This window comes from Clostridium thailandense, from assembly GCF_019207025.1.
Lineage (GTDB): Bacteria > Bacillota > Clostridia > Clostridiales > Clostridiaceae > Clostridium_AM > Clostridium_AM thailandense.
Genome location: NZ_JAEEGC010000034.1, coordinates 1 through 12249, shown reverse-complemented (window position 1 = coordinate 12249; position 12249 = coordinate 1). Strand labels below are relative to the sequence as shown.

The following is a 12249-nucleotide window of genomic DNA, read 5'->3' as shown; positions in this document are numbered from 1 at the left end:
ATTTATGCAAGTAATTACTTGCATAAATTTTAAACCTATATATAATTTGTCAATGTCTTTCTTTTATGCAATCCTCTCCATATCTATATTAGCCCAGCCCTCCGGTAACTTAAGCCAGACAAATCTACTGTTTTCTTCATAATTATATTTAAATCCATCATTTTTTAATTGCTCTTGTTGCATAGAAACAAGGAATATTCAACTCATGGAGTCTGCCTTCACCATTTGTGTCTTGATATATATCTGTGAGTAAAAATCCTGATTGTAATTGTCCTCCAATTTGTTCTTCAATAGTATGCGAAAATTGAATTCCCCAATCATTTTTTATTGAAGTCTCATATAATTCTTTGTCCTTTAACGGATTAAATGGCAGTTTATAAATTATTTCTCTTTCTTTATCATCAATAGTAAAATTAATACCATTATCCAATCCTGAAAGTAAAACTCCTCCTTTTTTGAGCACTCTATAACATTCCTTCCAAACAGGAATAACATCCTCAATATAACAATTAGAAACTGGATGGAATATCAAATCAAAGACTTCATCCTCAAAAGGCAAAGTCTTTGTCATATCTGCTCTAATTGTTTTAATTTCATAATTTTCCCTTGTAGCTACCTCTTTTTCACTTAACAATTGCTTTTCTGAATAATCTAGTACTGTACACTTTGCACCTAGCGCAGTAAATATAGGCATTTGCTGACCACCACCAGAAGCTAGTCCTAGAATTTCAATATTTTTAATTTTACCAAACCATTTTTTGGGAACTGGCTTAGTAGGTGTTAATAACACAAACCAATCATTGTTTCTGGCTTTTTCAAAAACTTCATGACTAATAGGTTGCCCCCATTTCCAGCCTTTTTCAACCCATTCACTAATAATCTTAGAATTTATTTCTGTATATTTTTTGTTCATATAAACCACCCTTCTTTCACTATAAAATATTAATTGTCTTAGTGATCCCATAATTATAATAAACAATTTATCCTCATCGTAAAAGATAAATGATTACTATAGTTATTTTATGCACAAAACCCCTATAGTTCTTAAGCTATAGGGGTTTATAAATAACTACTTTTTTACATATACGATTTTTTTAATTGAATCATAGGAAAGATTGTATTTAAACATAAGTTCATCAATAGTTTTTCCATTTTCTTTTTCAAGTCTAATTTGTTTATTTCTGTTTGCAATTTTCTCTCTTGCACCAGTTTTGCTTCCCCAATTATTTTTTATACCCTCTAGCTGAGGAATGTATACCAGTTCACCAGAAATATATTTTTGAATCTCGTTAAGTAAACCTTGAGGTAATACCTCTATGGCATTTATATACTTCATTCTAATTCGCTCCTTCATCACTAATTACAAAATAGCTCAGGCTGCAAAATCAGACTTATTAACACTTCAAAATTAGAATGATTATGGCGATTTAAATTATCTCTATACAGCTATCGCCATTGTCTATAAGACTGATTCTGCATAGAGTTTTGTATTTGTTATGAAATTACCTCCAAAATACGCTAGATTCAAACGGATCATTAACATTTTTCCACCTCCCAGTATTATAAAACATCAAAAATATCTCTATTCTATTTCTAAGCCTTTTTCCTTTAACCTTATATAAACCTCTTTACGAAGCAAAACATAAGCTACTGAAAACAATGGAATGAATATAATCATCCCTGCTACCCCAAGGGTTTTACCGCCTAAAGTAATTGCAACTAGTACCCAAATGGACGGAAGACCTACAGAATCTCCTACAATTTTGGGATAGACCAAGTTGTCTTCTATCTGCTTAATTACTAAAAAGACTAATATAAAAACACCTGCTTTTACGGGATTGACCATTACAATTAATAATATACCTAAAGCGCATCCAATAGCTGAACCTAATACAGGAATAATTGACAAGAAACCAATTAGTACACTAATCATCAGAGCATATGGCAATTTTAATATTATCATTATGATAAAAAACATCATTCCTAAAATTGCAGATACAATGCATTGTCCTGTAATAAAATTTGAAAATGTCAGATTGGTAAGTTTTAATACTCTTAAAATTGAATCCACTTTTTCTTTTTTCATAAAAGCGTATAATACCTTTTTAAACTGAATACCTAATATCTTCTTTTGTGCCAATATATATATAGAAAATATAACTCCCAATATAAATTCTACAGTAGCACTCGCAAAAGTGGTTGCTGCTTCTACTGTTGATAGTAACATTGAGCCTAAACCATTAAAAACAATTGACTTCACCTTATTGAAAATGTTATCCCAATCTATACCCATGTTGTTGACCAAGTTAACAATATTACTAGATAATTTAGTATTACTATCTATCCATTTTTGAAATGCTTTTGTTGAATTGTCAAAGGTCTTTGGTAGCATTGCAGCAGTTTCAATAATATTTGGTATGATAATGGAGAAAATCAAAGCAAAAATTCCTATTATAACAAAGAATGAAACTACTATACTAATGCCTGTACTATATTTTTTTACTATTTTCCCCATACCTTTATCATTGCAGTTTAATAGTTTTTTCGATATAAATGTAACTGGAATATTAAGAATAAATGCTATACATCCTCCTAAAATAAACGGAAAAAGCAAAGTATATCCTTCAATGAATATTTTTATAATATTATTCCAATAGCTAAATCCTATATAAAGTAAAAATGCCAAAACTACTAAAATGGCAATTTTATCTCTAATTTTCTTTTCTAATTCCACTATACTATCTCCTCACTTTTTAATCTTCGACTAATTATATTTATTTATATTATAACCAACTTTCTAAACGACTGCACTAACTTTCTCTCTTTACAAATACTTTTATACATTAACAAAAAAAATTTTAGACGAACCTCAAAAGTTCGTCTTTCTGCTCATTATACAATCTAAAAAATATTCCTCTGTGGAATTATTTTCATAAGGCACTTCTCATCACCCATTTTTATACTTTTTAATAACTCCACATCTACTTTACATCCAAAGGCTTTTTCAAAAAGAACTTTGCTATACCCTGTCGTGCATTGACACCAAGTATTTGTCTCTAATCTATCCACGCCTTCAAGCATAGGACATGGACAAAAAGAAAATTGAAGATATAGTTCTCCATTTTCTGAATATAAACCTGCTGCTTTTGCCTTATATAAATTTCCAAGTTCCTCCATACTCGAAGATGCTTCTACCAGTTCTTTCACCAGCTTTAATTTCTCATCCATTCCATATCCACACTGACAGTGCATTCTTATCTGCTTAACAGTAGTACTATCAAAATGGTTTTCTAATCTCTTCATTGTGGACTTCACCCATGTAGGATTGTCCTCTGTTCTTGCAGGTTCATCTTTTCCATATACTATTTCTTTTGCTGTTTTATCATTACTCGCACTTTTGACAACTCCATAAATTACTTGTTCCTGAATTTTTCTTATATCAAACATTTTTCAGACTCCTTTCAACTTAAGCTATATCTTTGTTATAGTTCTTATTATAATAGAAAGTCTGTTTTTTCACTTCTGAATTCTTGCTCTATTTGAAGTATCTGTACTTATTATTATTGTTTTTAGATTCCTATGTTCAATGCCCTAGCATATCATGTTTCGCAACCTCTACATCATATGTATATCTGATGCGCTTTACATCCTCTATTTAATCACAAACAATCAATACCTGCATATTATAAAGCAAAAAATATTATTTTAAGGAGCGTTTCTTATGCAGAAATGGATTCAACAACCCAGTAATTCTTTATTAATGCTGGGAGACTTCAATGCTAACTATTATGTTTTTCCCTATGAAGTGAATCCCGATATTGAAATTGTTATCAAGGGACAATTCCCATATGCAAGATATATGTCTTTTACTTTAGCTGGTCAAATTGACACTGTTATAGCTACAGCGTCTGATCGAATGTTAATTCCAGACCCTGGTAGCACCAATCCTTTTTTGCCTGGTGCTGATTGGAATGCAGATAATCGTAATTACACTATAAAAATCCGGTCTACCGCCCCACCACAGGGCTCTGATCATTTTGTTCCAGAGGCCGGTAATAATACCTTATATGCAGGAACTTTAAAGGATGGCACCCCCAATAGATTTGGGCTCATTGGACTTCGAATTTATGTTCCAAGTATTGGCTATGATCAGACAGGTGGTGTAGGACTTCCAAAAATCACTTACTGTGCCGCAAAAAAGAATTGCTTAAATACAAGCATTTCCGGAACTGTTTGCAAAACCACTCAGCCTAAGAATCTGATAAATCCAGCAGATGTTTTTACTAAAGAAACTTCATTCCAGTATTGTTGTGATATGGTAGACCAAAATTGCGATTTAACTTGGAGTCGTATAGGTGTTATTGCAACAAGAATTTTGCAACCTGACCTAAATACGGTCTATATACTTTCAAATCAAATTAAAAGAGACCCAGGTAAGTTGTTATTTATTCGCTGGAAAGCTCCAACATTCCCTGACACCTATCATAATATTGGAATCTTAGGCAATGAGAACATGCGGTACTGGAGTATGTCTTTTATAACACGAGTGGGATTATTTGGGCTTTATACCCTTGGTGACTTTCAGACAGTTATAGATAAAAATGGTTATGTCAATCTTGTTATAAGCTTTGGAGCATCACGTCCATCTTGTGTGACAACCGAAAATGGTTTTAATTGGATTGATATTAGTAACCTGCCTTTAGTTCCACTTACCCTTTTCTACAGAAACAATCAGGTGTCCCAGGTATTCCCTTATACGGCAAAGAATGTGCCTGAGGGTCAAATCGTTCCACCTAAAGTTATGGGAGAATACTATCCTTGTGGTAAATATGTCCATCCTCTGTATTTTAATTCATGCTATTGTGATTGTAACTATAATTATGAAAATAATAAATAGCATTGTTAGTTTCCAAAGACTTAGTATAAATATTAAAGAGGTTGAGTGAGTTGTTCTCAACCTCTCATTTTGAATAAGTTCCTAACGCACAAGGAAACATAAAATCTTTTTTAAAATTTTGTTGTCTTTAAAGCTTAAATTTTTGTATCATATCGGTTAACTTTTGTGCAAATTCAGCTTGACTTTGTGCAGATCTTGCAACATCATTAATAGCAAAAGTCACTTCATTGACACTATTGTATATTTCCTCTGAACTTGCTGCTGACTGTTCAGCAGTTGCAGATACATTTTGAATTGCAGTACTTATTTGCTCAATAACTTCGTTTATTTGTTTGCAAGAAGTCGAAGTATCTTCTGTAATATTGTTCATAAATTCCGAGTCTTTTTCATATTGAATGCCAATATCCTGAATTAATTCATAGTTTGGTTTCACATTATTCTCCATAAACTTAAGTACGTCTTGTCCACTTTGTGAAAGTTTAGTAACAGCTCCTTGTACTTGACTAACCATATTTTGAATGTTTACAACTGCTTGTGCAGATTGCTCTGCAAGCTTTCTTACTTCATCTGCAACTACTGAAAATCCTTTCCCTTGTTCCCCAGCTCTTGCTGCCTCTATCGCAGCATTCAAAGCTAATAAATTTGTTTGTTTCGATATATCACCAATAGATTCAGCTATAATTTTAATTTCTTCTACAACTTTAGCTTCTTCAATTGCATTTAAAATGTTTAAATGACTCTTGTCATATATTATTGTGCCTTCTTTTATATTTTTTGAAGCTTTAATTTTTATATCAAATGCTCGCTTTTTTATTTCATTTGCAGATATTTTCGAAGCATTTGCTTCGTTGGTAAGTTCATTTATATTTGAGTTTATTTCCTCCGTTGATGCATTCACTTCCTCCGTGGTTGCGCTCAAATCCTGTACTCCTCTAGATATATGTTCCACTGATTCATTTACTGCTTCCATTTTAGCTGAAACTTCTTCAACAGTCGCTGATAGTTCTTCACTTGTTGTACTCATATTATCTGCACTGTTCATCAGTTCACTTATTAATTTTTTTATATTGCTATTAGCTTGATTTAATGCTTTAGATAATTTTCCAAATTCTTCTTTAGTATTAATTTTTATTGATTGCGTCAAATCTCCATCTCCAAGTGCTTCTGCAAATTTCCCAATCTTACCTATTTGTTTAGATATCCAGAGAGATATAAGAGTTCCTAAAACAAGTGCAGCAACCAGGCTTAAAAAGGTTATTATTGCTATTTCATAAAGAGAACTACTATAAGTTAAATTGTTTTGTTTATATGCAGTGTCTGCTTGCCTCGTATTTATTTTAATTAATTCATTCAAGTTATCATATACCTCTGTTCTTATAGTAGTTAGTTTTGAATAGTTAGCATCAGCTTCTTCATAATTATTTTCACCAGCAAATTTTATAATTACTTCATATGTACTCTTGTACGTTTGCATATTATCTTTAAGTTTTGTAAATATTGGCTTTTCTTCATCTGATAATATTGAATTTTCATACTTTGATATTATATTTGTATTTTCATCATATAATTTATTAATTTCTTTTTCGAGTTCTTCATTTTGATTGTTTAAATTTCTTTGAGCATCAACCTTTAGTACGTCAAAACGAATATCTCCTATATTTTGTCTGATAGTTGCTAATTGTTTCATGGACTCAAGATTATAATCATGCATTGAATCAGCATTAATTTTAATTGATTTCATATTTACTATTCCAATACACCCAACTATCACGATAAATAGTGAAACTAAAACAAATGCTATTAATAATTTTTGTATTGTCTTCATATTTCTAAAGCAGTTCATAGATATCCCCCTATATATTTCAACATCAATTTTTTTAAAATAACCATATATAAATTAGTATACTTGTTATCTTCAACTTTAGCTTAATACACCAACTTGTTATAAAGTTATACATTTTTTTCATGAGTTTTTTTCTCATTATCTACACATAAATTTTTAATCAAACATTTTTTTGCGAACGCCATTCCTTTTAGAATATCAAGAATTCTTTCTTGACACTCTAGTGGTACTTCTCTTGCATTTAACATAATCTCATTCAGAATAGTTTCATTATTCATAAAAACATCCCCCTTTGTTTTACATTTTTTTGTATTGTAACTACATAATAACGTTTGTCTATTGTATTGTCAATACATTATTTCATTCACAATACCCAAACAAATCAAATTTTTTTCTTGCTCTATAGTCTTTTAATTAACAATAATCGATAGGGATATTTCAGTTAAATCAATGTATTCAAAATACTTTAAGCTTGTATTGAAAATACTTTTTTTGTATTTACAATACAAAAAAATTATGCTACTATACTGATGAAGGTGGTGTTCAAATTGAATTTAGGTGAAAGATTAAAAGTTGCTCGTAAGTCTAAAGGACTAACTCAAGATGAGCTTGCAGAAAAAATTGGCACATCTAGAGGTGTAATCACTAATATAGAGTATAATAAAACTGAAATGCCCCAACCTTTAATTATCAATGCTTTATGCAACGTTTTAGAAATTAATAAAGAATGGCTGCTTAATGGTACTGGGGAAATGAATAATTCTGAAGAGCTTAAAAGTTCTAGAATATTATCTGAAATTTATTCGATTTCTAAGGATTTATCAGAAGATGAACAACTTTATATTCTTAATGTCATAAAAACTTATAAGAAACATATTAGTCAAAAATGAACTGAAATAATATCTTCTCTTTTTATCCTCAATTTGTTTTAGATAAATAAGTTTATTAAAATAATAACTGGCAGCTCCTACATTCTATAGTAAGCTGCCAGTATTTCTTCACTTAAACTCAATTCGGACTGAATTTCTTTTATTTTACATATCTAAACAATTTTCGTTATTGAAAACAGAAGTAAACAAGTATAATTTTTCTATATTTTAAAATTGTAATCCTTTTGCAAATGCTTTATTGAAACTTTGCTCAGCTGCTAATTCTACATATTTTACTGAAGACGCAATAGTATTCGAATGCTCATATTCACTACGTGATACCAAAGCTAGTTTTGCACCTGTGCCGGCAGCATTTCCTACCATTCTTATTTTACTTTCGAGCTCTTTAGGTATTAAACCTATCATACAAGCGCTATGCGGATCCATATAATTACCAAAAGCACCAGCAAGAAGTACTTCATTTATATCATCTATATTCACACCACATTTATCAATAAGTATCTTTATACCAGCAGCAATAGACCCTTTTGCGAGTTGTAAGGATGTTACATCGTCTTGTGTAATCATTATAGGCCTACCATGACTTGTCTCAGATTCAGGTACTACTAAAAAAGCATTTGCTCCATCATAACTTATAATATGGTTTTCATATGCTTTTGCTGCGGGATTAGTAAACTTATCAGGGGACAATATTTTTCCTCTTTTATTGATTATTCCAAATTCAACGAAGCAGGCAATAATATCTAATAACCCAGAGCCGCAAATTCCTTTTGGCTTTTCATTATCAATTACCGTATATGTAAGAGCCTCTCCAAATCTTATGTGATCAATAGCTCCTGAAGCACCACGCATTCCACTGCTAATTTGAGCTCCTTCAAAGGCTGGCCCAGCAGCAGTAGAACATGAAACTAGCTTTTTAGAAGAACCTAAAACCATTTCTCCGTTAGTACCGATATCAATGGCTAGTTTTATATCTTTGCTTTTATCCATTTCAGTTGCTAAAACTACTGCAACTGTATCTGCTCCTACAAAGCCAGCAATATTTGGAAGGACGAAAACCTTACCAGCCTTATTAATATTAAAATTAAGTTTAAAGGCATCTAGCTCAATAGTTTCACTTATTACAGGAACATAAGGAGCAGCAGCAATATAACGAGGTGTTAAACCTAAAAATAGATGATGCATGCAGGTATTTCCTACTACAGTAATAGCATAAATATCCTTCCTTGATAGACCAGATATTTCTACAGTATTATCAATAAGCTTATTCATTATCTTTAAAAGCGCATCCTGCATTGTTTTTATACCATCTTCATTTTGATTAGCATAGGAAGTACGAGAAATTACATCTGCTCCAAACTTAACCTGCGGATTTAATGAGGATGAAACCGCTAGTTCCTTTCCAGTATATAAATCCATCAGATATGCTACAATAGTAGTCGTACCTATGTCAAAAGCTATACCTAGCATTTTATTCGTAGTATTCCCCTGTTCAACACCTATAATTTCATTTTTATCAATAATTACTGTGACAGACTGCTCTGACTCTCTAATTTTATAAGGCAAATCCTGTAGTGCATCGATTTTAATTTTAACAGCCTTGCAATTAGGATATTTTAACATAATACTTTCTTTTAAACGTTTGAAATCAGATGATTGATCTTCTAGAGTAGGAGCTTTTACTGCTGTATAAACTTTTTGAATAAGAGGTTCAACACTATAAGATCTTTCAGTAGAAGTCTTTAGTATGTTGTGGGTATTTTCTTTTTCTGTATTGAGCTGCAAAGTAATATTATCATGGATTTCTATTTGACAAGCAAGGCGTATACCTTCTAGAAGTTCCTTTTCCTCAAGATATTTTAATTCCTTTTCAGTAGGGTCTAAGTTTTTCTCTAAAACTTTAATACGACATTTTCCACAGGTTCCCCTACCGCCGCAAGGAAAATCAAAATCTAAACCAGCTGATGTAAGTGCTTCTTTAATTGAACTTCCTTCAGGAACAATTATTTTACGATTTCCTGGTTCAAAAGTTATGGTATAGTTATTCATTGTTATCCCTCCATGAGTATCTGTTTTTTGCTTAAAAAAGCTTGTCAACCAACTTAGAATCACTAGTATATTTTAAAAAGCCACTCTATTCATCTATATTAAAAAGAATGAGTGCTACATAAGATACCGTATTTTTACCGTTATAAATTGGAATTCCACTGTTTTTTTCAAGAGCCATAACATCCATTCCATATGCTTCAACGGAAGAAAAAGCTTTATCAGGATTACGACATGGTTCCTTGTCTAGATAAGCACATTTCGAGCATACACTGCAGCAGCCTGCATTTAAAGGAAGCATATCCTTAAAACCATATTTTGTTTTTATATGGTCAAGAATTACTCTGAAGTTTTCACAATGTTTAGTGTACCCCTCATTCATGCCTTTTAAATCAAATGAACTTTTCAATTGGATTACGGTTTGGAATAAAAGACCCTGCTTATATTTTTTTGCTTTTTCCATCAAAACTTCTATAGGACCGATTGCAGGTGGTCCCATCCAATTTGTATCATATTTGCGGCAAACGTTTTTCTCACACGCCTTTCTAAATTCTTCATGAAACTTAATTTTTGACGTATCAGCTATAGCTGCATGACTTGCATTTAGTTCCAATGCATCTTTCACTAAATCATTTAAATCAATTGACATCAAAATCCCCCCATTAATTAAATTTATTCTTAATTAAGTTCTTTTAGAAGCCTCTGATACCACTCCTTCAAAAAACGATAATAGTCAATTCCAAACACAACTGTCCAGGTTTGAAAATCATCCATATTTTTTTCAAGTCTCATCTTAAGAACCTCTAATCTACGAATCATTGCACTTACATTTATAATAAGTTCAGAGATTAAATCTTTTAATTTTTCTTTTGGCACATAGCTATAAAAAGACATTTTAACAAGGTGTTCGTTATCCGACCGTACTATATCAACAGGTTTCTGAAGCCATTCCGAAAACCTTTTCTTACCTTTGTCGTTAATACTGTATATTTTTTTATACTTTCCACCTTCAACTATTTCTTTTGATATTATTAGTCCTTCAGCCTCCATTTTTTTTAGTGTTGGATAAATGCTACCATAGCTCGCATTAAAATATTTTACGCTATCAATATTCTGTTTAATATCATACCCGCTCATGTCATTCTGCATCAGCAGACCTTCGATAACATATTCCAACATAATTTCCTCCATAAATGTCAATTATATATTTATAATTAATATATCGTCTTGATATATTAATTATAGATATACTTTAACTCAAAAATCACAACATGTCAATAGTTGGTACTTATACAAAAACACTCCATAATATCCAGTGTACTTAACTGCCTATTTTATTAAATATTATAAAATCTTTATAATATTTAATAAAAAAACAGGTACAAGAATTGTCAATCCTTATACCTGACTTTTTAGGCTGCCTTAGATTTATTTGTAACCTTTTTGAATTCGTTTTAATATTTTTTTACAATATTGGTACACAAATTTCACAATAATGATTATTTATCATCTCCATTGCATAGCGTTCAATAATAGGTCTTCTATCATCAAATTCATAATTCATTCTTGATAACTCCGGAAATATTTCCATCCATGCTTTTTGCACAGCATCTACCGTATGCCTTATTTTAAATACGCAATATTTTCCACCCATAGTTTTTCCAAAATTGATATACTTGTTATCAACCTTAAATTCATTGGAAACAACCAAGCATGTATCATAACGACAATCTTTAGGTTCTGTTAACTGAGGATTATCTTGGACTATTCCTAATATAATTGAACTTTCATTAAGTATTTTTTTTTCTCTGGCCCAACTTTTTAATTGCTCCATTATTTGCACATTTTCCGAACCATAAGGGCCTGTTTTTCGTATATAAGCAATTTTATATGATGATATCATTTCAATATTAATATCCATAACTAACCTTCTTTTTTAATAGAGTACATCGATGCCTGAATTCATCATATAATGCTTTAAAATGTATTTCAACTTATTTTTTAAAATTACTAAATCACAAAATTTTATTCTGAAAACAATAAGTAATGAATTAAATAACATAAGAGGTTGTTGCACTTATATGTAAATCAACTAGTTAGTTTTCCATAAGTGCAACAAATCCTTCCTGAACATTAGGAAGACTTCTAAATGTTAATTGCTCCTTCGCTTTAAGCTTATCTCCCTCTTCATCTAAAAATATAAATTTATCTAAATCAATATATTTGAATGGATAGCAAATCCTCAGTTCTGTCATTCATATACTTATAAGAATCATAAACCCCCTGATTATAGAATTCTGGCGCTAACTCCTCTATTATAAAATTTAACATTAGATTTGAAGCTAAATCACCTAATTCTTCTTCTCTTTCATTTAAAAAATAATTTTTTATTAAAGAAATCATTTCTTCCTTCTTCTCTTTAGTTAACTTAATTTTGCTTTTATCCCTCATAATATAACTCCCTTTAAAATTATCGTTCTTTACATTTTAAGATGTTTCTGCATTAGAAGTCAATATAAACTTGACATATTAATCATTAAGTATATATTTCTTATAAAGCAATTACAAAAGAG

Annotated in this window: 13 protein-coding genes; 2 read left to right on the top strand and 11 right to left on the bottom strand. The window is 30.9% G+C overall.

The window, feature by feature from the left end:
* Positions 1-157: 157 nt before the first annotated feature.
* The 4 genes from I6U48_RS07875 to I6U48_RS07860 all read right to left on the bottom strand — a co-directional run bounded on the left by I6U48_RS07875 (position 158) and on the right by I6U48_RS07860 (position 3447).
* Positions 158-913 carry a class I SAM-dependent methyltransferase gene (locus tag I6U48_RS07875; RefSeq protein WP_218319867.1) on the bottom strand — a complete coding sequence of 252 codons (756 nt, stop codon included), beginning with the start codon at positions 911-913 and terminating at the stop codon, positions 158-160.
* A 156-nt stretch (positions 914-1069) separates the two neighbouring features.
* Positions 1070-1336, bottom strand: a complete 267-nt coding sequence (locus I6U48_RS07870) for a CD3324 family protein (protein ID WP_218319866.1) — start codon at positions 1334-1336, stop codon at positions 1070-1072.
* A 246-nt stretch (positions 1337-1582) separates the two neighbouring features.
* Positions 1583-2734, bottom strand: coding sequence for an AI-2E family transporter (locus I6U48_RS07865; RefSeq protein ID WP_218319865.1), 1152 nt, complete (start codon positions 2732-2734; stop codon positions 1583-1585).
* A gap of 167 nt (positions 2735-2901) precedes the next feature.
* Entirely contained in the window at positions 2902-3447 is a 546-nt protein-coding gene (locus tag I6U48_RS07860) for a DUF6144 family protein (protein WP_218319864.1), read from the bottom strand.
* Positions 3448-3721: 274 nt separating this feature from the next.
* On the opposite strand from I6U48_RS07860, the gene I6U48_RS07855 reads away from it, so the two are divergent.
* On the top strand, positions 3722-4897 hold the full coding sequence (locus tag I6U48_RS07855) for a hypothetical protein (RefSeq protein WP_218319863.1): 1176 nt from the start codon (positions 3722-3724) through the stop codon (positions 4895-4897).
* Between the two features lie 127 nt (positions 4898-5024).
* On the opposite strand, the gene I6U48_RS07850 is transcribed toward I6U48_RS07855, so the two are convergent.
* Together I6U48_RS07850 and I6U48_RS07845 are read right to left on the bottom strand one after the other, a co-directional pair.
* On the bottom strand, positions 5025-6740 hold the full coding sequence (locus I6U48_RS07850) for a methyl-accepting chemotaxis protein (RefSeq protein ID WP_218319862.1): 1716 nt from the start codon (positions 6738-6740) through the stop codon (positions 5025-5027).
* Positions 6741-6847: 107 nt separating this feature from the next.
* Positions 6848-7018 (bottom strand): hypothetical protein, encoded by a 171-nt coding sequence (locus I6U48_RS07845; protein ID WP_218319861.1) that lies wholly within the window; start codon positions 7016-7018, stop codon positions 6848-6850.
* A 261-nt stretch (positions 7019-7279) separates the two neighbouring features.
* Here I6U48_RS07845 and I6U48_RS07840 point away from each other — a divergent pair, with 261 nt between their 5' ends.
* Positions 7280-7630 (top strand): helix-turn-helix domain-containing protein, encoded by a 351-nt coding sequence (locus tag I6U48_RS07840; protein ID WP_376774537.1) that lies wholly within the window; start codon positions 7280-7282, stop codon positions 7628-7630.
* Between the two features lie 207 nt (positions 7631-7837).
* Here I6U48_RS07840 and I6U48_RS07835 read toward each other — a convergent pair whose 3' ends face one another.
* The 5 genes from I6U48_RS07835 to I6U48_RS07815 form a co-directional block, all read right to left on the bottom strand.
* A complete protein-coding gene (locus I6U48_RS07835; RefSeq protein ID WP_218319859.1) occupies positions 7838-9679 on the bottom strand; it encodes an ASKHA domain-containing protein in 1842 nt (613 codons plus the stop codon).
* 85 nt (positions 9680-9764) lie between these two features.
* On the bottom strand, positions 9765-10325 hold the full coding sequence (locus I6U48_RS07830; protein WP_218319858.1) for a DUF2284 domain-containing protein: 561 nt from the start codon (positions 10323-10325) through the stop codon (positions 9765-9767).
* 29 nt (positions 10326-10354) lie between these two features.
* A complete protein-coding gene (locus I6U48_RS07825; RefSeq protein WP_218319857.1) occupies positions 10355-10855 on the bottom strand; it encodes a PadR family transcriptional regulator in 501 nt (166 codons plus the stop codon).
* A 286-nt stretch (positions 10856-11141) separates the two neighbouring features.
* Positions 11142-11597, bottom strand: a complete 456-nt coding sequence (locus I6U48_RS07820; RefSeq protein WP_218319856.1) for an AraC family transcriptional regulator — start codon at positions 11595-11597, stop codon at positions 11142-11144.
* A 293-nt stretch (positions 11598-11890) separates the two neighbouring features.
* Positions 11891-12127, bottom strand: a complete 237-nt coding sequence (locus I6U48_RS07815; RefSeq protein WP_218319855.1) for a DUF2164 domain-containing protein — start codon at positions 12125-12127, stop codon at positions 11891-11893.
* Between the last annotated feature and the right edge of the window lie 122 nt (positions 12128-12249).